This window comes from Kitasatospora sp. NBC_00458, from assembly GCF_036013975.1.
Classification (GTDB): Bacteria; Actinomycetota; Actinomycetes; order Streptomycetales; family Streptomycetaceae; genus Kitasatospora.
Genome location: NZ_CP107904.1, coordinates 6482167 through 6505557, shown reverse-complemented (window position 1 = coordinate 6505557; position 23391 = coordinate 6482167). Strand labels below are relative to the sequence as shown.

Annotated in this window: 29 protein-coding genes; 13 read left to right on the top strand and 16 right to left on the bottom strand. The window is 74.2% G+C overall.

The features are described from left to right. Positions 1 to 24 precede the first annotated feature (24 nt). The 4 genes from OG550_RS27225 to OG550_RS27210 all read right to left on the bottom strand — a co-directional run bounded on the left by OG550_RS27225 (position 25) and on the right by OG550_RS27210 (position 2765). Positions 25 to 954, bottom strand: coding sequence for a hypothetical protein (locus OG550_RS27225; RefSeq protein ID WP_327681863.1), 930 nt, complete (start codon positions 952 to 954; stop codon positions 25 to 27). Between the two features lie 120 nt (positions 955 to 1074). Then, positions 1075 to 1224, bottom strand: a complete 150-nt coding sequence (locus OG550_RS27220) for a hypothetical protein (protein ID WP_327681861.1) — start codon at positions 1222 to 1224, stop codon at positions 1075 to 1077. An 88-nt stretch (positions 1225 to 1312) separates the two neighbouring features. Next, a complete protein-coding gene (locus tag OG550_RS27215) occupies positions 1313 to 1996 on the bottom strand; it encodes a class F sortase (protein WP_327681859.1) in 684 nt (227 codons plus the stop codon). Between the two features lie 286 nt (positions 1997 to 2282). Next, on the bottom strand, positions 2283 to 2765 hold the full coding sequence (locus OG550_RS27210) for a hypothetical protein (RefSeq protein WP_327681857.1): 483 nt from the start codon (positions 2763 to 2765) through the stop codon (positions 2283 to 2285). 459 nt (positions 2766 to 3224) lie between these two features. On the opposite strand from OG550_RS27210, the gene OG550_RS27205 reads away from it, so the two are divergent. After that, on the top strand, positions 3225 to 4049 hold the full coding sequence (locus OG550_RS27205) for an arylamine N-acetyltransferase family protein (RefSeq protein WP_327681855.1): 825 nt from the start codon (positions 3225 to 3227) through the stop codon (positions 4047 to 4049). Positions 4050 to 4190: 141 nt separating this feature from the next. Here the strand turns inward: OG550_RS27205 and OG550_RS27200 are convergent, their stop codons facing one another. Beyond that, positions 4191 to 5498 (bottom strand): sensor histidine kinase, encoded by a 1308-nt coding sequence (locus OG550_RS27200; RefSeq protein ID WP_327681854.1) that lies wholly within the window; start codon positions 5496 to 5498, stop codon positions 4191 to 4193. Positions 5499 to 6487: 989 nt separating this feature from the next. On the opposite strand from OG550_RS27200, the gene OG550_RS27195 reads away from it, so the two are divergent. From OG550_RS27195 to OG550_RS27185, 3 genes are all read left to right on the top strand, one after another. Further along, on the top strand, positions 6488 to 6970 hold the full coding sequence (locus OG550_RS27195) for a hypothetical protein (RefSeq protein WP_327681852.1): 483 nt from the start codon (positions 6488 to 6490) through the stop codon (positions 6968 to 6970). 128 nt (positions 6971 to 7098) lie between these two features. Beyond that, positions 7099 to 7506, top strand: a complete 408-nt coding sequence (locus tag OG550_RS27190; protein ID WP_327681850.1) for a hypothetical protein — start codon at positions 7099 to 7101, stop codon at positions 7504 to 7506. A 218-nt stretch (positions 7507 to 7724) separates the two neighbouring features. After that, entirely contained in the window at positions 7725 to 8258 is a 534-nt protein-coding gene (locus OG550_RS27185) for a hypothetical protein (protein ID WP_327681848.1), read from the top strand. Positions 8259 to 8693: 435 nt separating this feature from the next. On the opposite strand, the gene OG550_RS27180 is transcribed toward OG550_RS27185, so the two are convergent. From OG550_RS27180 to OG550_RS27165, 4 genes are all read right to left on the bottom strand, one after another. Next, positions 8694 to 9065: a peptidase inhibitor family I36 protein gene (locus OG550_RS27180; protein ID WP_327681846.1), complete on the bottom strand. Its 372-nt coding sequence runs from the start codon at positions 9063 to 9065 to the stop codon at positions 8694 to 8696. A gap of 435 nt (positions 9066 to 9500) precedes the next feature. Further along, the gene (locus tag OG550_RS27175) at positions 9501 to 9989 is read right to left on the bottom strand and encodes an NUDIX hydrolase (protein ID WP_327681845.1); all 489 of its coding nucleotides are present in this window, start codon (positions 9987 to 9989) and stop codon (positions 9501 to 9503) included. A 126-nt stretch (positions 9990 to 10115) separates the two neighbouring features. Further along, positions 10116 to 10340 carry a hypothetical protein gene (locus OG550_RS27170; RefSeq protein WP_327675235.1) on the bottom strand — a complete coding sequence of 75 codons (225 nt, stop codon included), beginning with the start codon at positions 10338 to 10340 and terminating at the stop codon, positions 10116 to 10118. Next, the gene (locus OG550_RS27165; RefSeq protein WP_327681843.1) at positions 10337 to 10573 is read right to left on the bottom strand and encodes a hypothetical protein; all 237 of its coding nucleotides are present in this window, start codon (positions 10571 to 10573) and stop codon (positions 10337 to 10339) included. The genes OG550_RS27170 and OG550_RS27165 overlap by 4 nt, the downstream gene beginning before the upstream one ends. 108 nt (positions 10574 to 10681) lie before the next feature. Between OG550_RS27165 and OG550_RS27160 the strand changes: the two genes are divergently transcribed. The 3 genes from OG550_RS27160 (at position 10682) to OG550_RS27150 (ending at position 12059) form a co-directional block, all read left to right on the top strand. Further along, positions 10682 to 11548 (top strand): helix-turn-helix domain-containing protein, encoded by an 867-nt coding sequence (locus OG550_RS27160; protein WP_327681841.1) that lies wholly within the window; start codon positions 10682 to 10684, stop codon positions 11546 to 11548. After that, positions 11545 to 11751, top strand: coding sequence for a DUF397 domain-containing protein (locus OG550_RS27155; protein WP_327681839.1), 207 nt, complete (start codon positions 11545 to 11547; stop codon positions 11749 to 11751). The genes OG550_RS27160 and OG550_RS27155 overlap by 4 nt, the downstream gene beginning before the upstream one ends. A gap of 101 nt (positions 11752 to 11852) precedes the next feature. Next, a complete protein-coding gene (locus tag OG550_RS27150) occupies positions 11853 to 12059 on the top strand; it encodes a DUF397 domain-containing protein (protein ID WP_327681837.1) in 207 nt (68 codons plus the stop codon). A 133-nt stretch (positions 12060 to 12192) separates the two neighbouring features. On the opposite strand, the gene OG550_RS27145 is transcribed toward OG550_RS27150, so the two are convergent. The 6 genes from OG550_RS27145 to OG550_RS27120 all read right to left on the bottom strand — a co-directional run bounded on the left by OG550_RS27145 (position 12193) and on the right by OG550_RS27120 (position 17907). After that, positions 12193 to 12843: a response regulator gene (locus tag OG550_RS27145; RefSeq protein ID WP_143600460.1), complete on the bottom strand. Its 651-nt coding sequence runs from the start codon at positions 12841 to 12843 to the stop codon at positions 12193 to 12195. Continuing rightward, positions 12831 to 14078, bottom strand: a complete 1248-nt coding sequence (locus OG550_RS27140; RefSeq protein ID WP_327681835.1) for a sensor histidine kinase — start codon at positions 14076 to 14078, stop codon at positions 12831 to 12833. The genes OG550_RS27145 and OG550_RS27140 overlap by 13 nt, the downstream gene beginning before the upstream one ends. A gap of 295 nt (positions 14079 to 14373) precedes the next feature. Next, the gene (locus tag OG550_RS27135) at positions 14374 to 15027 is read right to left on the bottom strand and encodes a hypothetical protein (RefSeq protein ID WP_327681833.1); all 654 of its coding nucleotides are present in this window, start codon (positions 15025 to 15027) and stop codon (positions 14374 to 14376) included. A gap of 279 nt (positions 15028 to 15306) precedes the next feature. After that, positions 15307 to 16149, bottom strand: coding sequence for a hypothetical protein (locus OG550_RS27130; RefSeq protein ID WP_327681832.1), 843 nt, complete (start codon positions 16147 to 16149; stop codon positions 15307 to 15309). Between the two features lie 94 nt (positions 16150 to 16243). After that, positions 16244 to 17539 (bottom strand): RNA polymerase sigma factor, encoded by a 1296-nt coding sequence (locus tag OG550_RS27125; RefSeq protein WP_327681831.1) that lies wholly within the window; start codon positions 17537 to 17539, stop codon positions 16244 to 16246. Next, entirely contained in the window at positions 17536 to 17907 is a 372-nt protein-coding gene (locus OG550_RS27120) for a YciI family protein (protein WP_327681829.1), read from the bottom strand. The genes OG550_RS27125 and OG550_RS27120 overlap by 4 nt, the downstream gene beginning before the upstream one ends. A gap of 254 nt (positions 17908 to 18161) precedes the next feature. Here OG550_RS27120 and OG550_RS27115 point away from each other — a divergent pair, with 254 nt between their 5' ends. The 3 genes from OG550_RS27115 to OG550_RS27105 all read left to right on the top strand — a co-directional run bounded on the left by OG550_RS27115 (position 18162) and on the right by OG550_RS27105 (position 20597). After that, positions 18162 to 19679, top strand: coding sequence for an MFS transporter (locus tag OG550_RS27115; RefSeq protein ID WP_327681827.1), 1518 nt, complete (start codon positions 18162 to 18164; stop codon positions 19677 to 19679). A gap of 109 nt (positions 19680 to 19788) precedes the next feature. Continuing rightward, positions 19789 to 20349 carry a hypothetical protein gene (locus OG550_RS27110; protein WP_327681825.1) on the top strand — a complete coding sequence of 187 codons (561 nt, stop codon included), beginning with the start codon at positions 19789 to 19791 and terminating at the stop codon, positions 20347 to 20349. 38 nt (positions 20350 to 20387) lie between these two features. Beyond that, complete coding sequence (locus OG550_RS27105; protein WP_327681823.1) at positions 20388 to 20597, top strand: DUF397 domain-containing protein; 210 nt, start codon at positions 20388 to 20390, stop codon at positions 20595 to 20597. 88 nt (positions 20598 to 20685) lie between these two features. Here OG550_RS27105 and OG550_RS27100 read toward each other — a convergent pair whose 3' ends face one another. Next, on the bottom strand, positions 20686 to 21291 hold the full coding sequence (locus OG550_RS27100; RefSeq protein ID WP_327681822.1) for a hypothetical protein: 606 nt from the start codon (positions 21289 to 21291) through the stop codon (positions 20686 to 20688). Between the two features lie 365 nt (positions 21292 to 21656). Here OG550_RS27100 and OG550_RS27095 point away from each other — a divergent pair, with 365 nt between their 5' ends. The 3 genes from OG550_RS27095 to OG550_RS27085 all read left to right on the top strand — a co-directional run bounded on the left by OG550_RS27095 (position 21657) and on the right by OG550_RS27085 (position 23353). Next, positions 21657 to 22028 carry a hypothetical protein gene (locus OG550_RS27095; RefSeq protein ID WP_327681820.1) on the top strand — a complete coding sequence of 124 codons (372 nt, stop codon included), beginning with the start codon at positions 21657 to 21659 and terminating at the stop codon, positions 22026 to 22028. Positions 22029 to 22087: 59 nt separating this feature from the next. Further along, positions 22088 to 22657 (top strand): hypothetical protein, encoded by a 570-nt coding sequence (locus tag OG550_RS27090; RefSeq protein ID WP_327681818.1) that lies wholly within the window; start codon positions 22088 to 22090, stop codon positions 22655 to 22657. 111 nt (positions 22658 to 22768) lie between these two features. Further along, a complete protein-coding gene (locus OG550_RS27085) occupies positions 22769 to 23353 on the top strand; it encodes a hypothetical protein (RefSeq protein ID WP_327681816.1) in 585 nt (194 codons plus the stop codon). Positions 23354 to 23391: the final 38 nt, after the last annotated feature.

Genomic DNA, 23391 nt, shown 5'->3' with positions numbered 1-23391 from the left:
GCGGGTGGGTGGGCGCTGCGCGGTTCACGGCTTGGCCTCCGAGGGAGCCACGGTGGACGGACGGGTGGGCTGGGCGGGCGGGAGTGGCGTCGACACGGGCGGAGCGCCCCCGGGGCGCGAGGGGGCCACCGCACCGGGATCCGTCGTGGGCCGCACGGTCGGCGTGGGCGCCGCGGGGGCCGGGCCCGGACCGGAGGGCGTCACGGGAGGTCTGACGACCGGCCCACCCGTCGGTTGCACCGGCTTGTCCGGGGCGGTCTGCCTGGGCGGCGTCGGCACGGGGCCGAGGTCCTGGCTCGTCTGCTCCACCAGGACGAGGCGCACGCCGTCCCAGTGGTAGCGGCTGGTGGTCCGGACCCACACGCTGGTCGACTCGTGCAGCCGCAGGTCCGTCCCGACGGTCTCCGCGCTGAACCTCGCCAGCGCCTGCACCCGCAGGACGGGCACGAGGCCGTCGCCGGTCAGGGTGTAGACGTGCAGGACGACCGGTCCTGCGGTGCCCGCCGTGCCGACGGCGAGGATCAGCTCGGGGCGGCCGTCACCGGTGAGGTCGCGGTACTCGGGGGTGCGGAGCTCGCAGGCCGGACAGGCGTCGAGGGCCCTCCGCTCGTCCTGGCCCAGCCCGGGGTCCTTCGCGAGCAGGTCGCGGACGTCGGCGGACGTGATGTCCTGCCCGGTGACGGTGACGCCCGGGACGGGCTGGGGCGGCGGCTCCGAGGCCTGGCCCGTGCCGGCCGCGGGCGCGGTCGGCGGCGGCAAGGTCGCCAGGCCGGGCCAGAGCGGGTGCGGCACCGGGGGCGGCGTCACCGGCTGGGCCTCGCCGTGGTCGCGCAGGCCGCCGGGGGCGGCGCAGCCGACCGGCAGGGCGAGGGCGAGAACGGCGAGGAGGGCGGCCACGGCCGCCCGTGGCGCGGCGCCGGACCGGCCGCGGCGGGGTGGAGGCGGTGTTGCCACGGTCGGTTCTCGTCCTCCTGGTCCGGTCCGGTCCCGGCTGGTGCGGTCTGTCGGTGCGGTCTGCTCGTGCGGTCGTGCGTCTGCTCCGGTCTGCGGCGGAGCACCGGTTCGTCCCCGGAGCTAGGTCGCCGCGACGCCGGTCGGCGGTTCCGCCCGGCGGCTCGAAGGCCGCCGGGCGGGGCCGGCACCCCACCGGTCGCCGTCCCGGTCGGGCAGGTCGGGCAGGTCGGGCAGGTCGGGCAGGTCGGGCAGGTTCGTCCTGGTGATCATTGTCGCGGTGCCGCAGGCGTCGCCGGTGCCGCGGGTGCCGCCGGGGCCGCCGGGGCCGCCGGTGCGACCGGCGTCCCGGACGGCGCGGTCAGCCGGCGGCGCCCGCCGGGTCGGCCAGGTCCGCCACGACGATGATGTTGTCCGTCCAGTGGCCGTCCGCGCCGATCGTGCCGCCGCAGGTGATCAGCCTCAGCTCGGGGGCCTCCGTGTCGCCGTAGACCGCCTCCGTCGGGAACCGGTCCTTGGCGGCCTGGAGCATCGAACGGACCCGGAACTCCACCGTGCTGCCGTCCTCCCGCCGCACCTGGATCGGGTCGCCGGGCCGCAGCTTCGGCAGGCCGTGGAAGACCGCCGGGCCGTGCGCGGTGTCGTAGTGCCCGATCAAGACGGCCGGGCCGGTCTCCCCCGGCGTCGGTCCGTTGCGGTACCAGCCGGTCTCGTCGGCGCGGGCGGCCGCCGGCACCTCGACCGTCCCGTCCGCGTTGAGGCCGAGGCCGGTCACCGGGGCGTCGATGCCCGCCGCCGGGACGACGAGGCGGGTCGGGGCGGACGCCGCGAAGGACTTCCGCGGCGCGGCGGACGCGGAGCTGCCCGGGGCGGCGGCCGGGGAGGTGGCCGCCGCCCCGGTGACGGCCCCGGTCGGGGCGGTCCCGGCCCCGGCTGTCCCGGCGCTCCCGGCGGTGGCCGCCGGGCCGGTGGCCTCGCGGACCGAGGTCTCCACCCGCACCACCGGGGTGCGGCTGCTGTTGAGCGCCATCGAGGTGCCGAGCACCACGCAGAGCAGGCCCGCCGCGCCGAAGGCGGTGCGGCGAAGCCCTGCCGCGCCCGGTCCGTCGGCGCGCGGGCGCCGGTGCCCCCCGCTGCTCCGGCCGCGCCCGCCACCGCGCCCGCCACCGCGGGAGGCGGCCCGGCCGGCGTGCCGTCGGCCGTCGGCCGCGTCGTCGGCCGCGTCGTCGACCCCGGGCCGCCCGCTCGGCGACGGGGCCCCGTCGCCCCCACTGCGGACGGTCGTGTCCGGAGCCGGGACGACGGGACGCCCTGAGGGCCCGGGGCCGTTGTCAGCCGCGCGCACCGGACCGGCGGCGCAGGACGGCGAAGCCCAGTGCGGCGGCGCCGACGGCCGCGACGGTGCCGCCGCCGGCCAGCATCAGGCCGGAGGAGCCGGTCGAGCCGGAGCCGTCGCCGGCCTGGGCGGCACCCTTGGGCACCTCACGGACCTGCGGCGGGCCGCCGCCCGCGTCCTTGGCCGGGTGGGCCGGGGTGACCTGGCCGCCGCCGGGCTTCACCGCGGGGGCACCGCTGGGCGTGGTGCCCGGGGCCGGGGCCCCCGAGGGGACGACGGTGGGCGTGACCTGGACGTGCGGGGCCGCCGGGGCGGGCGCGGCGGGCGTTGACGGGGCGACCGCGGTGGGGGTGGCGGGCGCGGGGGAGCCGTCGGCCCACGCCTGACCGGCCGAGAGGGAGGTCAGGAGGGCGGCCCCGGTCAGGGCGCAGACGGCGAGCACGCGACGGGCGGGTGCACGACGGGTACGGCTGGTCATTCGGTTCGCTCCTTCATCGTGACGCGGGTCCCGGCCGGTGCGGCCGGTGCGTCGTGAGTGACGTTAGGAGCGCCGTGTCGCGGTCCCCGGCCGGTCGTGTCACGGCCGCCCATCGTCTGTGTAACGGCGTCCGGGCCGTGTCACGACCGGGCCGGGCGGCCAGCTGACCAGGTGTCACGGCGGTTCGAAAGCCGGGCGGTTCCGACCCCGGGATGGCGGGCCCGGGGCGGGACAGGGCGGGGCGGGACAGGGCGGGGTGGTGCGGGGCGGGCGAAGCCGACGGGACGGCCGACCTGCACGAGTCGTTCGCCCGAGTACGTCCGGTACGAGGACGATCCGGGCGCACGCCCAGCCGGGCGCCCGACAAGATCCGAAAGAGAGGCCCTAGGTCCCACGGTCCACCAAGATCGCTACCGGAGACCGAGGCCCGACTCCCGGGCCGGTCCGTACCGTGGCCCTATGACCGTTGATCTGGAGAAGTACTTCGCACGCATCGGATGGGACGGTGAGCGGGCTCCGACCGTCGCGACCCTCCGGTCCCTGCACCACGCGCACGTCCTCGGCATCCCGTTCGAGAACATCGACGTGGTCGTCGGCACGGTCCCGTCGCTGGACCTCGCCGACCTGCAGGCCAAGCTCGTCGAAGGCTCCCGGGGCGGTTACTGCTTCGAGCACAACACCCTGTTCGCCGCCGTCCTGGAGCAGTTGGGCTTCGGGGTCACCCGGCTGACCGGCCGGGTCCGGCTCGGTGCGGGCCCCGGGGAGGTCCGTCCGCGGACCCACATGGTGCTGGAGGTCCGGGTGCCCGGCGAGAGCGGCCGCCACCTGGCCGACGTCGGCTTCGGATCGGCCCGTTCCCTGCTGGAGCCGCTGCCGATGATCCCCGGCCTGGTGCGGGAGGGCCTCGGGCGGTTCAACCGCCTGGTCGTCGAGGAGGCGGACGGCCCGGCACCCGTCTGGGTGCTCCAGGCGAGGACGGGCCCTGCGGACGCGGCGGACGCCTGGGAGGAGCTGGTCTCCTTCACCCTGGACCGCGCGCCCGCCGTCGACGTCGGGATCGCCAACTGGCACGTGGCGACGCACCCGCGCTCGCCGTTCCGCCGCCTGTTCGTCCAGCGCACCCTCCCCACCGGCCACCTCAGCCTCGACGCGACGACCCTCACCCGGACCGGGCCCGACGGCACGACCGCCGTCGAGGAGATCGACGGCACGGACGGCGTGAGGGAGCTGCTGGAGTCCGAGTTCGGCATCACCCCGCCGCCGGACGTCCGCGCCCAGCGCTGAGGCACGGCGGCGTCCCGGTCCGCGCTCGCGAGCGGTGTGTCAGCGGAGCAGGAAGTCGGCGGGTCCGACTTCCTGCTCCGCAGGCACGGGCACGGGCACGGGCACGGGGACGGGGACGGCCGGGTCCGGGACGGCTGCCGGTCACCGGCGCACGGCGTCCTCCGGAACGGCCGGTCCGGCCGGTCCGGCCGTCCCGATCGGCTCGGCCGCCTCGACCGCCCCTGCTGCCCCTGCTGCCTCGACCGCATCGACCGCTTCGGCCGCCGCCAGCGGCAGCTCGGCCAGCACGGCGAACCCCCCGCCGGCCTGCGGGCCGACGGCGAGGGTGCCGCCGTGCAGGGCGACGCGTTCGCGCATACCGATCAGGCCGTAGCCTCCGGATCCGCCGGATCCGGTCGCCGGAGCCTCCGTCCGCGGCGGTACGCCCCCGCCGTCGTCCCACACCTCGACGGTGATCCGGTCCCGCCCGTACGTCAGCCGGACGAACGCCCTGGCGTTCCCCGCATACTTGCGGGCGTTGGTGAGGGCCTCCTGCACGATCCGGAACACCGTGAGGCCGGCGGTCGGCGGCAGCGGGCGCTCCGGCCCTCGGACGGTGAACTCGGTCGGCAGTCCGGCGAGGCGCGACTCGTCCACCAGGCGGCCGAGGTCCTCGATGCCGGGCTGGGGCAGCGCGGGGGTGCCCTCCGGTTCGTCGTCGGCCCGCAGCACGTCGAGGAGCTGGCGCATCTCGCGCAGCGCGAGCCGCCCGGAGGACTCCAGCGTGACGAGGGCCTCCCGGACCACCTCCGGCCTGCCGATGTTGGCCCGGGCTCCCCCGGCCATCAGCTGCATGGTGGTGATGTGGTGCGCGACGATGTCGTGCAACTCCCGTGCGATGCGGCGCCGTTCCTCGGCCACCGCACGGTCGGCGAGGAGCCGCCGGTTGGCCTCCACCTCCTGCTGCCAGCGGTTGACCGCCAGGGCGGCGCCGACCACGATCAGGGTGGAGAGGGGCGGGCTGACGGCGTCCCCCCAGGACGGGACCCCGCCGCCGCTCTGGCTCAGCAGCGTCAGCGACGCGGTCGCGACGGCAGCGGCCGCCGTCACCCGGCCGGAACACACCCTCGCGGCCGAGTACAGGGCGACCACCAGGACGGCGCCGAAGTGGACGGGCAGCGACAGCGCCACGGACGCCGCCGCGTCGAGCACCAGCACACCGGCGAGCGCCGCCACCGGGTACCGGCGCCGGACGAGCAGGGGCATCGCCGCGAGCGCGACGAGGGCGAATCCGACGACGCTCACCTCGTGCGCCTCGTCGGGGGCCTGGAAGAACGCGTAGCTGAGCAGGTTCAGCCCGCAGGCCCCGGCGGTCACGAGTGCGTCGTTGCGGGACCACGGCAGCTCGGCGTCGCCGATGTGCGGCGACTCCTCGGCGTCGTCCGGTCCGGCGTGTCGGCTGCTGGCCATGTCTGTTCCCCTTGCGTCCGGCCTCTCGGCCACGGGACAGACTCGCACAGCCGTCCGGTGCGGCAGCGCCGACAGCGGCGGCTGCCGGTGGGGTCCAGCCTCGGGGAGGGGATCGCGCCCGGGAGCAGGGTCCCGCCCGCGGGCCGGGGGCGGACCAGGGGCCCCGGACCGGATCGTCCGCCGTCATGACGCCCGCCGGACCGTCGGAGTGCCGGGCCGGTGGCGCTCCCGCGTTCCGGCTCTACGGCAGTCCGTCCGGAGCCCCGGCGGAGTTCCCCCGGGGGGCCGGAGGAAGCGTGGTGGCCCCCGGTTCCGCGCCGGAACGGCCGCCCTACGATGCCGCGTGTGATCGAGGGAACGCCGCCCCGCCCGGGGCGGACCGCCGGACCGTCCGAAGCGCCTCCGGCCCGACCGGATCACCGACCGGGCCGCAGGCCGGATCGCCCACCGGGCCGACCACCGGGGGCGGCGATGAAGCCCGTCGTCACTCCCCCGCGGCCGATGGACGTCACCGCCGTCTTCCCCGAACCGGCCGACCACGCGCGGACGGCGGTCCGCCTCCACCCGGCCCCGGCGGCTCCCGGGCCGGGGGACGGCTCGGTCGCCGGGCCGCCCGCCTGGCCGGCTCCCGAGCCGTGGCCGACCTGCCCGGCCGGCCGCCACCTGGTGCACGACCGGCCCCACCGGCCCGCCGACATCCGGGGCGAGCGGTCGACGGCGTTCGCGTGCCACGGCGGGATCAGCCCGGAGGAGTTCGGGGCCGTCACGTCGTGGCCCCTGCTGCCCGTGCTCCAGGTGTACGCGCGTGACGTGCCCTGGTACGGCGGCTTTCCGGAGGGCACGGACCTCCTCCAGATCCTGTGGTGCCCGTTCCAGCACTCCTACGAGGACCCGGCTGCGCCGGACAACGGCATCGCCGGGCCGTGGGTCGAGGTACGCCACCGCCGCGCCGCCGATCTGGGCGACGTTTCCCGACCCCGCCCGAGCCGGTGGCCGTCGGCGGGCCCGGCTACCTGCCGACCCCGTGCGCCCTGCGGCCGGAGCCGGTGGCCGAGTACCCGCACCCGGGAGCGCCGGGCGAGGAGTTCGAGGGCCGGGTCGAGGAGTGGGAGAGCGTGGCCTTCGCCGATACCGAGGACCCGGAGGAGTTCGAGCCCCGCTACTCCTGGGACCTCTCGGTCGCCCCGGGCCGGAAGCTGGGCGGCCACGAACCCTGGAACCACCAGGGGTGCTTCGGGCCGGTGCGGTGCCGCGCCTACGCCACTCCGATGCGCTTCGTCGCGGCATCGGCGAGCCTGGAGTGGGACGGCGGCACCGGGAGCCGGGCGCCCGAGGGCTCCCTCGCAGGGGGACCGGGCGCCGTCGGGCGGCGCCGGGAGCCGACGGACGTCGCACTGGGGCACCACGAGACCATGCGGGTGTTCACCTGTCCGACCTCTCCGGACCACCCCGTCGTCGCCGACCTGGTGTAGACCACGCCGAGGCCCGTATCCCGACCGCTTCTCCCGCGAACTTCCTTCGGGCGTGGGGTTGTTGGCGAGTCGTGGCCGGGGTGGCATGCTCGGCCCCGACATCGGTCGACGAGAGGACGGGGAAGCACATGGACATCGCCCAGTACTTACAGGACCAGGACGACCGCGCGCGGTGGCGGGCCGGGCACTGGCCCCTGTACATCTTCGGACTCCTGGCGGCCGCCGGGTGGCTGTGGGCCCTCGGCCTGGCCTTCCTGCCCGTCTCCGCCGACCTCCGCAGCGGGCCGCTGAACTGCGGTTCGCCGGTGTACTTCGACGCCGCCATCGAGAACCTCCGCGACAACGCATGCGTCCCCGTGGTGGACCAGCGCATCCGCAGCGCGGTCGGCGTGGGCCTGCTGACGCTGCCGATCCTCGGCGCCTGGAGCGCGACCGGCTGGCGCCTGCGGCGGATCGCGTCCGAGGACTCACTGGTCGCCGCCGTGCACGCCGCGCAGGCCGCCGAGCATGCGGCGGAGCGGGAGCGCCGGGCCTGAGACCCGGCGGGGACGGGGGCGGGTTGCGCCGAGGTCCCGATCGCGAGTGCCGGTTCGCTCCGGACGGTCCCGGTCATCGCCCACCGGTCGGCCGACTGTGCGGGCGGCTGTGCGGGCGACCGTGAGGGCGGCTGTGCGGGCGCCCTCACGGCGACGACAACCGGACTTTCTTCGGTAACTTCAGTTGCCGAAAGGGTGACGTGAACTATGGTTGTCGCATGACGTCGCCTGAGATCACGCACGAAGAGCAGATCGAACTCGACAAGGCCCTGTACGACGCCCTGAACCCGCTCGCCACGGCCATCCGCTCCCGGGAGACCGGGCTCCCCCCGGAACGGATGTGGGCGGCCGAGCCCGTCGACACGGCCCTGTCCGTCCTCGCCGCCTGGAAGGTGGTCGACGCCGAGGTCAAGCGGCTGACCGCCCACGCGGCGGCGACCGCCGGATCGTACGGCGCGAGCTACGAACAGCTGGGCGCCGTCTGGGGCATCACCCGGCAGGGCGCCCGCAAGAAGTGGCCCGAGGCCGTCAGCCGCCCGGCGCCCTCCGCCACGCCCCCGGGGGTCCTCGAACTCTTCGGGGGAACGGCCGAGTTGGTGCAGGAGCAGTCCGGCGGCTGGCGGTGGGCCGCCACCGGCGCCGACGGGTCGGCCGGCGCGGCCGGGGAAGGCACCCGGTACGCGACCACCGAGGAGGCCGCCGCCCATGCGGGCGCCTTCCTCAGGGAGCACGCCGTCGGCTCCACCGGCTGACCCCGGAGCGACGGTTCGCGGCGTTCGCGCGGCACGGCCGAGCGCGCGTGTCCCATCCACCGGAACCGGCCCGCCGGAATTCCGCCCCGCCGCCCGGACGGCACCGCTCACACCGCCACCGGGACCTCCTCGAACGCGATCGGGTGCGTCGGCCGTCCACGGACGGCCGACGCACCCGGTGCGCACCTTGGAAGTCAGTCGACGAACCGAACGAGCCGAATGGACTGAACGGACCGAACGGACCGGCGGATCCGATGACCGACGGAAAAGGCCTAGGGCCTCTCTTTCGGATGTTGTCGGATCAGCGCGCGGCGTTGGAGTGCGTGCATCGGCGGTGCGGAGGATGGAGTCCATGCGGAGCATCGGCGACTGACGACAAGCCGGCGAGGTGCGTGCTCCGGCGTCGGGCGCCCGACAAGATCCGAAAGAGAGGCCCTAGCTGCTGTAGGCGCGGTAGGCGCTGACCCAGGCGCCGATGCTGTTGTAGCCGGAGCCGTCGATGACGATCGCTCCACCGGTGCAGTCGGCGTTGTCCCACAGCTCCACCCGGTTGCTGCTCTCGGTGCGGGCGGATCGGATCTTGTCGTTCCAGCTGTCGCCGACGTAGTTACACGCCCCCTCGGCGCCGTTGAACCACCGGTCCAGGCCCGAGAATCCCGTGGAGGCGAACGCGTGGAAGCCGGGCGCCAGGGCGACACCGGCGGACCCGGCGGGCGCCGCCGCAGGCTGGGCGGATGCCGGAGGGGCGATGACGACGGCGCTGGCCAGGACAGCGGCCGTGAGCAGAATCCTGCGCGTGACGGACAAGACATCTCCTTCGGTCGACCATGGTCCGGGTGAACGAGGACGCGACGAAGAACGAGGCACGAGCCGACGCTTTCGAAACCCCGTCACGCGTTCACTCGGCGAGCAGAACAAAGCTAACCCGACACCGCCGACAACAGCGGGCGTGCGCGAAGGGTTGACGGAAAGTCACACCGGAAAGCCGGTCTCGACCACGGTGGCCCCCCAGGATCGCAGAGGACCGGAACACGAACCGTCCGCCGGCGATTCACCTGGCGATTTCCCGGGGCCGGAGAAGTGCCCGGAATTCGACCTGCCGCAGCCGTCATCGATACGAGGTGATGACGACCGATGAATAGTCCAGACGAACGGCCGTATATCCAGCGCTTTCCGGCCGATGCTCCCCCGCGACGGCCGCGCGCCCTCGGCGCCGGCGGGGCACCGGCCGACACTTCGGGATCAGTCGGCGGGGGTGCCGCGGAGGAGGAAGGGGAGGTGGGCGCCTCTGGTGAGGGCGTCGAGGGCCTGGGTGGTGCGGCGGTAGTGGTCGGGGGGCATGGCGTCGAGGAGTTGGGCGCGGTGGAGCCAGTGGACGGCGGTGACGGTGTGGGGTGGGCGGTGGCGGGCGACGATGCCTTCCTGTGCGGAGGTGAGGCGGCCGCCCCAGTGGATGAAGGTGAGGGCTTCGGGGAGAAGGGCGGCTTCGGTGTGGTCGGTGGCGAGGATCGAGCGGAGGGGGAGGACGAGGCCGGTCTGGGTCTCGGTGTGTCGGCGGGCGGCGAGGTGGGGGAGTTCGTCGCGTTCGGCGTCGCCGCCGGGAAGGTGGAGGCCGGAGGTGTGGGAGCGGCCGATGAGGAGGAGGGCGCCGTCGCGGTTGAGGATGAGCGCCTGGTGGCCGTGGCGGCGGCGGGGCGGGTTGGTCAGGATGTCGGGGAGTTGGTGCAGCAAGGGGGCCTCCGGGGCTTCGGGGAGTTGGGGGCGGGGGGTGGTGATGGTGGTTCCGGCCCGGCTCGCGCTGGGGTCGCGAGCCGGGCCGGGGTTCCCGTGCGCCGCACCACACCGGCGCGCGGGAGTTCAGGGGGTGGGGTCGGCGTCGGTGCCGTCGGCTTCGTCGGGCGAGAGCCAGGCGAAGCAGGCGGGCAGGCCCGCGCTGATGCCGGTGGCGAGGATGAGGCCGAAGATCAGGAGCTGGGGTCCGAGCGGCCCGTCGTGGATCGGCCAGCAGACGGCGGTGGCGGCGAGGGCGCTCAGGGCGGGGACGCCGACGGCGGTGGCGACCAGCTTGAACGCCCGGTTCATGCCCGGTCGTTGGCGCGCGGCCGGCTGGGCTGCTGGACGGAGAGGTAGCGGGGCTGGGGGAGGGCCTGGACGTGCTCGGGCTTGGTGGTCCACTCACACCCGCCGGCCTCGTGCCGGAGGTAGGCGAGGCCGTTGAGGGTGTCCATGTAGACCCCTTCGACGACCCCGCCGGTGGGGGCGCGGTGGCCGAGGTCGCGCACCACTTCGCCGACGACGGGGGCGTAAACGGGCATACGGCGGCAGCTGGACATGTTGGCTCCATTGGTTGCGCAGGGTCCCGGATCTCTCACGGGGTGTAGCCATGGTGGCCCGGCCGTGCTTACGATGACCAGGGTCTAACCTTGACCGTTCCGACGGGTTATCTGGTGGCAACGCTCATGAACCACATCGACCTTGACGCGACATCAACTCCACTCATCCGCTTCGGCATAGAACTACGCAGGTCAAGGCGGGCCATGCGCTGGTCGCAGACCGAACTCGGGCGGCGGATGGGGTACTCCAACGCCATGGTCTCGTACGTAGAACGAGCGAAGAAGTCTGTAACCTCTGCCTTCGCGGTTAAAGCCGACGACGTGTTCGAAACAGGCGGCACGTTCTACGAGTTGTGGCGCAGATACGCCAAAGCAAGTCTGCTGGAGGGTTTCCCAGAGTTCGCCGATGCCGAGGCGCGATGCCGACGGCTACGGACGTTCGCCTTGACAGTGGTCACAGGCCTTCTTCAAGTACCTGACTACGCCGAGGCGCTGGCTCGCGCATCCGTTGAACGTGGGGCGATCACGCAAGCCGAGGCTGAGGAGCGAGTCGACGTGCTGGCTGCTCGCCAGCGCCTACTTGAGCGCCAGAAGCCTCCCATCATCCATGCGGTGTTGGACGAGAGCTGCATTGCTCGTTCCGTCGGCGGGCATGGCGTCATGCTGAGACAGCTGGACCGCATCGAGGAACTGGCCGCCCGTCCGAACATCACCATTCAGGTAGCGCCGTTCTCGATGGGTGAGAACCTTCCCTTCGCACTTCCGGTGACGTTGCTGGACCTTCCGGATGGTTCAGTCGTTGGCTACGCCGAGTCGCACGCACGTGGCCATCTTGAGCGCGCTCGCGAAACGGTCACGGCATGGGAGAGGCAGTACGATCAGTTGGTGGTTGAAGCGCTGCCCAAGGCGGCGTCACTGGCACTGATCCAGAAGGCTCGAAAGGAGCTGGCCCCATGAACCCCGATCTGTCCCACGCGGCCTGGTTCAAGTCGTCGTACTCCACCAACGGCGGTGAATGCGTGGAGGTCTCCGCGAGCTTCCCCGGTGCCGTTCCCGTGCGCGACTCCAAGGACCCCCAGGGCCCGGCCCTCGTCTTCCCCGCCGACGCGTGGCACTCCTTCGTCACCGCCCTCCAGGACGGCGAGTTCGGCACCGTCTGACACCCGCTCCCCCGCCCGCCCCGACCTGCGCGAGTGGTTGAAGTGCTGTCCGAGAAAGCCTCCCTGGCACTGATCCGGAAGGCCCGAAAGGAGCTGGCCCCATGAACCCCGAGCTGTCCCACGCGGCCTGGTACAAGTCGTCGCACTCCAACAACGGCGGCAACTGCGTGGAGGTCTCCGCGAGCTTCCCCGGCGCCGTTCCCGTGCGCGACTCCAAGGACCCCCAGGGCCCGGCCCTCGTCTTCCCCGCCGACGCGTGGCACTCCTTCGTCACCGCCCTCCAGGACGACGAGTTCGGCACCGTCTGACACCCGCTCCCCCGCCCGCCCCGACCTGCGCGAGTGGCTGAAGTGCTGTCCCAGAAAGCCTCCCTGGCACTGACCCGGAAGGCCCGAAGGGAGCCGGCACTCCGGCCGTAGACCGTGATCACGGCTGGGAGGGTCAGGCCCGGGACGCTCCGAGGAACCGCAGCACGGCCAGGACGCGGCGGTGGTCCGCGTCGACCACGGGCAGGTCGAGCTTGGCGAAGATGTTGTTGATGTGCTTCGCCACGGCGCTCTCGCTGACCACCAGCGCCTGCGCGATGCCGGCGTTGGAGCGCCCCTCGGCCATCAATCCCAGCACCTCCCGTTCGCGGGGGGTCAGCCGCGCGAGCGGGTCGCTGTCGCGCCGCAGCAGCAACTGGGCGACGACCTGCGGGTCCAGCGCCGTGCCCCCGTCCGCCACTCGCCGGACCGCCGCCACGAAGTCGGCGACGTCGGCGACCCGCTGCTTGAGCAGGTAGCCCACACCGCTGGTGTTCGCGGACAGCAGGTCGGCCGCGTACCGCTCCTCCACGTACTGCGAAAGCAGCACCACCGGCGTCCCCGGCCAGCGCCGACGGATCTCCATCGCCGCCCGCACCCCCTCGTCGGTGAAGCCGGGCGGCATCCGGACGTCGATCAAGGCGAGTTCGGGCCGGTGCTCCGCCACCGCCGCCAACAGCCCCTCCGCGTCGCCGGCTTCCGCGGCGACCTGGAAGCCGCCCATCTCCAGCACCTTGATCAGGCCGACCCGCAACAACACCGAATCCTCGGCGATCACCGCGCGCACGGCAGCTCCGCGGTGATGGTGGTGGGCCCGCCGACGGGGCTGCTGACGTGGAAGGCCCCGTCGAGGGAGCAGACCCGCTTGGCCAGCCCGGTCAGCCCCGTGCCGGCGGCGGCGTCGGCACCGCCCAGCCCGTCGTCGGTCACGCGTACTCGCAGCACCTCGCCGACCTGGCTGACCATCACCTCCGCACGCATCGCGTTGGCGTGCTTCGTCGCATTGGTCAGCGCCTCGGAGATCACGAAGTACGCGACCGACTCCACGCTGGGCGCCACCCGCTCCTCCAGATCGACCCGCAGCCGCACCGGCAGGGGCGTGCGGGCGGCCAGCCCGGACAACGCCGCGTCCAGACCCCGGTCTTCGAGCACGGCCGGGTGCAGCCCCCGCACCAGGTCGTTGAGTTCGGCGATCGCCTCCTTCGCCTCCAGGTGCGCATTCGCGATCACCTCGCGGGCATCGCTCGACAAGTCCGGGCGGGTGGCGATGGCCAGACCCAGGTTGACCGCGAGAGACACCAACCGCTGCTGGGTGCCGTCGTGCAGGTCGCGCTCGATCCGGCGGCGCTCCGCGTCGACGGCCTCGATCAGGTCGGTCCGGCTCACGGCCAGCTGATCGACCCGCTTCTGGAGCCGCTGCGCCCGGCTGGGCCCGAGCAGGCCCGACGCCAGCCGCGCCTCGGCCCGGGCCACTGCCCGCGCGGTCCAGGGCAGGGCGCACAGGAGGAGGAGTCCGGCCGCCGTGTAAACCGGCAGCTGGGTCAGGTAGCCGAACCAGTCCCGGCGGATTCCGGTCGGCAGCGCCCACGACCAGGCGCAGGCGAGGGCGCCCGCCAGGCACGCCGCCGCCGCCGCGAGCACCAGCAGCTCCAGCAGCGCGAGCAGCGGGCCCAGCAGGAGGTGGTAGCCGATCTTGCGCCAAGGCCGCGCCGCCGCGAGCCACCGGGCGGTCGAGGCCCACGTCCGCCGTTCCTGCGCGGCGGGGGTGAGCCGGGGGACGTCCACACCGATGAGCGCCCGGTAGCGCACCCGCTGAACGGCCGTCAGCACCGGGGTGCCGAGCAGGACCAGGGCGGCCGACACGGAAACCGTGAGGAGCCAGTCCCCCGTCCTGGCGGTGGTCGCCGCCGCCCAGGCCCACACGGGCACCAGCGCCAGGTGCGGGAGCACACCGGCGGCAAGAAAGCCGGTGTCCCGCTGTGCCCGGAGGACCGTGCGTCTCAGTCCGGCTGGAATCGTCATGGCACGACGCTAGGGCACCGCAGGAGACGGTGCCATGAAACCTGTACCCGATCTCATGGTGAACCTAGTACCAGCTGCGGATCTCGGTCTCGGCCCGTGGGCGGACGGCGCCTCGGGGCGGCAGGTCGGCTTCCGCCGGCCGCCGGCAGGTGGACCGGGCCCGGTGGAACCAGGACGCCGTCCCGGTGGTGGACGAGACCGGTGGCCTGAGGAAGGGCACCGCGAGCGCCGGGGTGCCACACCGGTGCACCGGCACCGCGGGGCGAATCGAGAACACCCGGGCGCCGTCCGCCCGTCAGGCCGCCCGCCAGCCGGGGGCGTACTCGATGTGGAGCATGCCGGGATCCGTCTTCGCCGGCGTCCAGAACCCCTTGCCCCGGCCCTGACCGGGCTCGTGGTCCAGCTCGACGCAGTAGTGGACGCCCCCCGCGTGCCCGGCCGCCCCCGGGCGGCCAGCCGCCACCGAGGGCGCCTCGGTGCTGAGCGACCTGACCCGCGATCCCGACCAGCGGAACGCCTCGGCGGTACCCGAGACGAACAACGTCCGCGCGGTGAGGGCGAAACGCAGCCCGTCCCGCCACCCGGCGTGCCGGTGGCTCTCGTAGTCGATCGCGTCCTCCGCCGGGAAGTCCGTCTCCGGGATGTCGACGGTGTGCGGCGCCCCCGCTCCCAGCCGGGCCCGGACCTCCTTCCACCGCGAGGGCGGGAAGCCCAGGTCGCGCTGGAGCAGGACGAGGTCCAGCCCGAGCCCGCTGTGCACCCACTCCGACATGCCGGCCGGTCCGCGGGCCCAGGTCCGCAGCGGCAGGTGGACCAGCGAGCGCCGTGATCGTGCGGCCAGCGCCCAGGCCGTGGCCAGGACCCCGGCCCCCGCGCGGTCGACGTACATCTCCATCGTGAACTGGCTCTCGTACAGCGCGGCCCGGCCCTCCCGAGGGCTGACGGACACCACCCGGTACTCCCCCCGGCCCGTCCTGACCCGGTGGACCGTGGTCCTCACCTTCACCGCGCAGCCCGCATTCGTCCTCCGACGCTCCCGCCCCCGGCCCCTTCCGGAGGACGCGGCCTTTCTACCCCGCGCCGCGAACCCCTGTCTCCCTCATTTCCGCGCCCTCGAAGCGGCGGAAGCCGGAATCCGGAATCCGGAATCCGGAATCCGGAAAAGGGTGACGGCCCGCACCGTGCGGTGCGGGCCGTCGGCTTCGCGCAGGACCTCGACGGCGGACGATCAGACCTTGCGGATGTTGTAGGCGATGCCGCTGCCGGCGCAGCCGCCGGTGCTGACGGAGCCGGAGACGACCCAGCCCGCCGGGATCGGCGAGAACGAGCACACGGTGGCGTAGGTCTGCGTGGTGAGCTTGGCGATGGTGTAGGCGTAGCCGGTGCCGGCGCAGCCACCGCTGCTGTACGAGCTCGTGATCACCCAGCCCGCCGGGATCGGCGACATCGAGCACACCGTGGCGTTGGTCAGGTTGGCGGTGTTGGCCAGCGAGTACGCGTAGCCCGTGCCCGCGCAGCCACCGCTGCTGTACGAGCTCGTGATCACCCAGCCCGCCGGGATCGGCGACATCGAGCACACCGTGGCGTACGACAGCCCGGCCGTGTTGGCCAGCGAGTACGCGTAGCCCGTGCCCGCGCACCCGCCGCTGCTGTACGAGCTCGTGATGACCCAGCCCGCCGGGATCGGCGAGAACGAACACACGGTGGCGTTCCTCTGGTTGGCGAGGTTGGCGATCGAGTAGGCGTAGCCGGTGCCGATGCACCCGCCGCTGCTGTACGAGCTGGTCACGGCCCAGCCCGCCGGGATCGGCGACATGGAGCACACCGTGGCGTAGGTCAGCCCGGTCGTGTCGGCGATGGTGTACGCGACGCCGGTGCCCGGACAGCCGCTGCTGCTGTACGAGCTGGTGATGACCCACCCGGTCGGGATGGGGGAGTTGGAGCACACGGTCGCGCTGGCGGTGAGCCGTTGCGGGGCCGCCTGCGCCTGCGCGGTCGCGGCGGTCATCATGCCCAGCAGCATCAGCACGACCGTCACCAGATGCGGGACGTGCTTGCGTATGGTCTTCATTGTCGGCCTCAGATCCTCTCGACGCGCTACGGCTACGGTGGTGCAGCTGAGATGAACCGTTCGCCCCCGTCCGTTCAGCTCGGCTGAAATGGTGTCAGAGCCGTTCCGGCGGCACCAGAGTGCCTCGGGGAGCGCCGTCCCCACCGGACCGGGCGTCCCCGGCGGACCGGTCGGAGCCGTCGGGTCGCACCCGCTCCGCCCGGGACTCCAGGTAGCGCTGCTCGGCGATGCTCGCCGTCGCCCTCGCCGCGCGCCGGTAGTGCCCGTACGCCCCCGCCGCGTCGCCGGCCCGCTCCAGCAGGTGCGCCCGCACGGACAGCAGCCGGTGGTGCCCCGCCATCCGCACGTCACCGTCCAGGGTCGCCAGCAGCGCCAGTCCCGCCCCCGGGCCCTCCGTCTCGGCCAGCGCGATCGCCCGGTTCAGGGTGACCACCGGGTTCGGCGCGATCCGCTCCAGGATCAGGTACAGGGTGTGCACCTGCTGCCAGTCCGTCTCCTCCGCCTTCACCGCGTCGGCGTGCGTCGCCGCTATCGCCGCCTGCAACTGGTACGGCCCCAGCACCGGCGCGGCCAGGGCCGCCTTGGCCAGTCCGGTGCCCTCCTCGATCAGCGCGCCGTCCCACACCGTCCGGTCCTGCTCGTCCAGCGGCACCAGGTCGCCGCCCGGCGTCGTCCGCGCCTCCCGGCGCGCGTGGGTCAGCAGCATCAGCGCCAGCAGCCCCGTCACCTCGCCGTCCCCGGGCAGCTGCGCGTGGACCGCCCTGGTCAGCCGGATCGCCTCGCGCGCGAGGTCCGCCCGGTGCAACTCGCTGCCCGAGGAGGCGGTGTAGCCCTCGTTGAAGATCAGGTAGAGCACGTGCAGCACGACCCTCAGCCGCTCCTCGCGCTCCGCGCCGTCCGGCGGGACGAACGAACTCCCCGCGGCCCTGATCCGCTGCTTGGCCCGGCTGATCCTGGCCGCCATGGTGCCCTCCGGCACCAGGAACGCGCGGGCGATCTCGGCCGTGGTCAGGCCGCCGACCGCCCGCAGCGTCAGGGCGGTCTGCGAGGCGCCGGTCAGCGCCGGATGGCAGCACAGGAACAGCAGGAGGAGCGTGTCGTCGGTGCCCGGCACCTCCTCCGGCAGCACCTCGGCGGCCGTCGCCCACTCCCGCTCGCGGCGCGCCCGGTCGCTGCGCAGCCGGTCGACGAGCCGCCGGTGGGCGACCGTCACCAGCCAGCCGCGCGGGCTGTCCGGCACGCCCTCGGCCGGCCACTGCAGGGTGGCGGCCAGGACGGCCTCCTGGACGGCGTCCTCACACCCCTCGAACCGGTCGTACCGGCGGACCAGCGTGCCGAGGACCTGCGGCACGAGTTCGCGCAGCAGGTCCTCGAATCCGGGTGCCGTCATGCCTCCAAGTGTCCGTCGGAGAACATCACCTGCCGCACCTCGATGCCGAAGCCGTCGAGTGCGGCGTCCGGGATCCGCGCCGCCAGCTCGACCGCCCGGTCCCGGTCCTCGCAGTCCACCAGGTAGAAGCCGCCCAGGTACTCCTTGGACTCCAGGAACGGCCCGTCGGTCACCACCGGCTGCCCGTTGCGCACCGACACCACGGCGGCCTGCGACGGGTCGACCAGCGCCTGCGTGATGATCAGCTCCCCGGAGGCCTTCAACTCCTCGATGAACGTGCCGTGCCCGGCGCCGATCGCCGCCTTCTCCTCGTCCGTGAGCGCGTCCATCACGGCCGGGTTGATGTGCATGCTGATCAGGAACTTCATCGCGTACTCCCCTGCGGTTCGCGGACCCCGGCGGGGCCCGTCGACCACTCGGTCGGAGCCGACGGCGCCTTCTTGACGTCCTCCGCCGGAGAACCCGCACGATTCTCCCGCCACTCGCCGGCCACCGCGCCCCCGCGCCCCCGATCCGCCGATCCGTCGCGCAACCTCGCCACCGACCGGTGTCAAGAACCCCGCGACCGCTCCGACCACCCGGCGGACCACCGAACGAACCGACAGAACAGGGAGTTTCGACCATGCGGGTGACCCGGGCGCGGCTGGGACTGGCCGTCCTCATGCTGCCGACACTGATCGTGGCGATGGACACCACGGCCCTCCTCCTCGCACTCCCCCGGCTGAGCGCCGACCTCGGCGCCACCGACGTGCAGCAGCTGTGGATCAGCGACGGCTACGGACTCGCGGTGGCCGGGCTGGTCATCACGATGGGCACGCTCGGCGACCGGATCGGCCGCCGACGGCTGCTGACCGCCGGGGCCGCGGCGTTCGCGGTGCTGTCGGTCGCGGCGGCCCTCGCGACCGACCCGCTGACGCTGATCGTCGCGCGGGCACTGCTGGGCGCCGCCGGGGCGACCCTGGCACCGTCCACCCTCGCCCTGATCACCGGCATGTTCCACGACGAGCGGCAGCGCGGGAAGGCCGTCGCGGTCTGGGCGACCTGCCAGTTCACCGGCGGCGCGCTCGGGCCCGTCCTCGCCGGCCTCCTGCTCCGGTACTTCTGGTGGGGCTCGGTCTTCCTGGCCGCCGTGCCGGCGATGGCGCTGCTGGTGCTCGCCGGGCCGGTGCTGCTGCCGGAGTCCCGCGGCGAACGGACCGGACGGCTCGACCTGCCCGGCGTCGGGCTCTCGCTCGCCGCGGTGCTGCTGACCCTCCACGGCGCCAAGCAGCTCGCCGTCGGGAGCGTGTCCGGCGGGGGCGCGTCCGCCGGGCCCGTCGCGGCCCTCGTCCTCGGCGCGGCCCTCGGCCTCCTGTTCGTGCGGCGGCAACTGCGGGTGGAGGCACCGCTGCTGGACCTGCGACTGCTGCGCAACCGCCCGTTCACCGCCGTCCTCGTCGCGCTCGTCCTCGCCGGCTTCGCCATGGCCGGCACCGGCCTCCTCGTCACCCAGTACCTCCAGGGCGTGCTGGACTTCTCGCCGGTCGCCTCGGCGCTGCTGTTCGCACCCATGGGCCTGGGCGTCGCGGTCGGCACCATGACGGCACCCGCGCTGGCCCGGCGGATGCGGCAGACGACCGCGATCGCCGCCGGACTGGCCGTGTCGGCACTGGGCGGCCTGCTGCTGACCGCCGCCGACAGCGGCCGCCCGGGCGGCCTGCCGCTCGTGATGGCCGGCATCGCCGTCCTCGCCCTGGGCACCGGCCCGCTGTTCGCCCTCGGCACCGGGCTGGTCATCGGATCCGTGCCGCCGGAACGGGCCGGCTCGGCGGCGTCGATGTCGGAGACCGGCAACTACCTCGGCGGCTCGCTCGGCTTCGCCCTGCTCGGCGCGGTGGCCGCGGTGGTCTACCGCAGCCGGACGGACGGCACCCCGGACTCCCTCGCCGCCGCGGTCGCCGCCGCCCGGGACCTGCCCGCCGACCGGGGCGCCGAACTGCTGCACACCGCGCGGGAGGCGTTCACGGCGAGCCTGCACGTCAACGGCGCCATCGCGGCGGCCGTCTTCGCCGGGCTGGCCGTGCTCGTCCTGGCCGTGCGCCCGGCCGCCGCCCGGCCCGGCCCCGCCGCCCCGCTCCCCGACCGCGTCGGCACCGCCTGAGACCTCGCCCGGCCGCCCCGGACCCGCCCGAACGCCCCGAACACGACGGCATCCGTGGCACCATGAGGACTCGTCAGTCCATCGTCCGACGGCGGCCGGGAGGGATCGGGTGCTCCTCACCCTGACAGGAGGGGCCGGCGCGGGGAAGACCACCCTCGCCGCCGCCCTGGCCGCCACCGCCACCGCTCCGGTCGCGGTGCTGCACGGCGACCACTACTACGTCACCGCGCAGGACCGGGGCGTCTGGGCGCCCGACGAGTCCGGGATCCCGCGCCTCGACGTCGGCGACCCCCGGTCCATCGACGCCGAACGCCTCGCCCGCGACACGGACGCCGCCCTCGCGGCCGCGGCCGTCGTCATCGTCGACGGCCTGTTCGCCCACCGGGTGGCGCCCCGGACTGCGGGCACCCGGCTCGACGTCTTCGTCGACCTGCCGGCCGACCTCCGGCTCGCACGCAAGATCCAGCGCAAGTGCGTCCGGGACGGCTTCCCCGTCGAGATCCTGCTCCGCAACTACCTCGACCACCGGCGCGACGCGCACGAGCGCCACATCGAACCGGCCCGGCACACCTGCCACCTCGTCGTCGACGGCGCGCTGGCCCCGGACGCGCTCGCGCGCCGGGTCTGGTCGGCCGTCGCCGAACGGCGGACCGCCGCACACCACCCCTGACGCCCACCCGCCCGTTGCAGAGAAGGGACCTCGGAACCATGCCCGTCGACCCGGCCCGCGCCGAGTGGCGCAAGAGCACCCACAGCGACAACGGCGGCCAGTGTGTCGAGGCCGCCCTCAACCTCCCCGGCACCGTGCCCGTCCGCGACTCCAAGGACCCCGACGGCCCCGCGCTCGCCTTCCCCGCCGAGGCCTGGCGGGCCTTCGTCACCGCCCTCCGGAACGGCGAACTCGGCACCGCCCCCTGACCGGAGGGGCGCGGCACGGAGAGCGCGGGCGCGGAGGAGCGGCCCAGCGCGGGCGCGGGACGGAGGGGCGGGCGCGGGACGGTCGACGTCAGGTCCGGGGTGCCATCGCCTCCGGGCCGAAGGCGCGCTCGGCCGCGGTCACCACCCACAGCGGGAACTCCCCCACCGGTATCGCGGGCGAGGCCGGGAAGTCGGGGCGGACCGCCCCGTCCGGGAAGAACGCCACCAGGCAGCGACGGCACAGCCACGCCGCCTCCCACACCCGGAACTGCCGCTTCCGCTGGTCCCGCAGCTCCGGCGACCACTCCTCCCGCGTCGGAAGCCCGGCCGCCCGGGCCTTCGCGGCCCGGCGCCGGCGACGCGCGACCTGCACGGCCACACCGATGCCGAGCAGCAGCGCCACCACGATCCACGGGCCCAGCACCGCGCCCGCCTGGTAGGCCGCGTCGCGCACCTCCTCGTCCCGGCTCTTCTCCGCCACCAGCGAGCGCAGCTGCAGCAGTCCGACGAGCCCCGCCAGGACGTAGCAGGTGATCGCGCCCCCGCCCACCCCCTCCGGCTCCGGCGGCAGCAGGAGCGGCGCGGCGAGCTGCGCGCGGACCGGCTCGTCGAGCGGCCGCCGGGCGTCGGCCAGGGCTTCCGGCACGGCGACGGCCTCGTCGGAGGCGGTGCACTGGGGACAGGTGGCAGTCATCGGGCGGTTCTCTCCAAGCCTGGTGCGGACGGGCGGGCAGATGCGCGGGCGGACTGCCCGGGTGCGGCGAGGAGGTAGTACAGCACAAGCGGATGACGGATCAGTTCCCGGCCCCCCGGGGGCCCTCCGCCCCCGGGCGCCGCGGACTTCCTGGAGCGGGCCGTGCGCCGGTGCGCGGAGCCGGCGGCGCAGCGGGGCACGGAGCGGGCGGCGCAGCGGGGCACGGAGCGGGCGGCGCGGCCGGAGCCAGGGTGCACGGGAAGTCGGACCGGCCGACTTCCCGCTCCGGCGGCGGACCCGTTTCGCGGACGGCCACGGCCGGGCAGGAAGCCGGGAGGAGCGGGCGACGGCCGCGGGGGGCGCCGATGATGTTCGGGTATTCGAGCGAGTGGTGGACGGTGCTGTTCATCCCCGTACTGCTGTGGGTGCCGTTCGGACCCCTCGTCATGGCGGCCACGGGCACCTGGTGCGCCCGCCGGCCCGGGCAGCGGGCGCCGCGGCTCTGGTCGCTGCTGCTCCCGGTGCTCCCGGTCTCGGTCTCGGCCACCGCGATGATCCTGCCCACCGACACCTGGAACGAACCCGGCAGGCTGGGCGACCTCCTCGGCTACCTCGCCGTCTACGTCGGCGGCCTCACCGTGCTCCCCTGGCTGCTCGGCTACGGCCTCACCAGGCTGGCGGGTGCCCTGCGGGTCCGCCGGTCCGGCGCTCGGGGCGGTGCCCCGCAAGGCCGTTGAGGAAGAGGGAACGGCGCACCCCCCTGTGCCGGACGGGGCCGGAGACGTAGTGTGCGACCGTGAACGAACTGATCTTCCGCGGGAGAGACCGGTACCGTCCGTCCAAGGCGCTCTTCGTGCTGCTGCTCGCCGTCTTCGTCGCCCAGGGCGCCTTCGCCGCCTACCGCCTCGGTCCCGTCGGGGGCGCCTGGCTGATCGGCGGCACGATCGCGCTCCTGGCCCCCTTCGCCTACTCGACGGTCCGGTGCTGGTCCGCGGTCGGACCGGCCGGGATCACCGTCTGCTGGGGCTTCGGGCGCGGCCGCACCTACCCGTGGCACGAGATCCGGTGGATCGACGTGCGCACGACCACGAACCGGGGCAGCGAATCGCTCGCGGCCCGGATGTTCCTCACCAGCGGGCGGCGCCGTGCGCTCCCCGGGCTCCAGCACAGCGACCTGTACCCCGACCCGGACTTCGACGTCGACTTCCGGCGCGTCGTCAACTGGTGGGAGCTGAACACCGACGAGGCCTCGCGGGTGCGACCGCCGAGAAGCCTCCGGGACCGGCTGACGCCCACGGTGCTCGCGGTCCTCGTGACGGCCGTCGTCGCGGCCGCCGCCTGGGTCGACATCGTCGTACTGCACTGACCGCGCCGCACCGAGCCGCACCGAGCCGCCCTGCGCCGCGTGCACCGCCGGGTCGCCTGCCGCCCCGCCCCGGCTCTCACGGCCGCCGGCCCGCAGCGTAGTGTGCGCGCGGTGGACGAATTGATCTTCCGGGGGAAAGACCGGCACCGCACGTCGAAGTCGCGCCTCTTCCTGGCGCTCCTCATCCTCGTCGTCGAGGGTGCCCTCTCCGTCACCGTCCTGGGCCCGTCGTGGACCTGCGCGCTGATCGCGGGCACCGCCGTCCTGCTGGCCCCGGTCGTGTACATCGCGTCCCGGAGCTGGTCCAGGGTCGGAGCCGCCGGGATCACCGTCTGCTGGGGCCTCGGGCGCGGCCGCACCCACCCGTGGCACGAGATCCGGTGGATCGACGTGCGCAGGACCGAGGGCCAGTCCGGCGACGTGCTCGCGGCCAGGATCTTCCTCGCCGACGGGCGGCGCCGCGCGCTCCCCGGTCTCCAGCACAGCGAGATGTACCCGGACCCCGACTTCGACGTCGACTTCCGGCGCGTCGTCAACTGGTGGGAGCTGAGCACCGACGAGGCCTCGCGGGTGCAGCCGCCGAAGCGCCCCCGGGACCGGCTGACTCCGGCGGTGGCCGGGCTCCTCCTCTCGGTCGTCCTCACGGTCGTCGTCGGGCTCGTGATCGGGGTCGTGGTCGTCCTCCAGGGGTCCTGAGCCCAGGGGCGCGGGGCGGGGCGGGGCAGGCGCGGGCC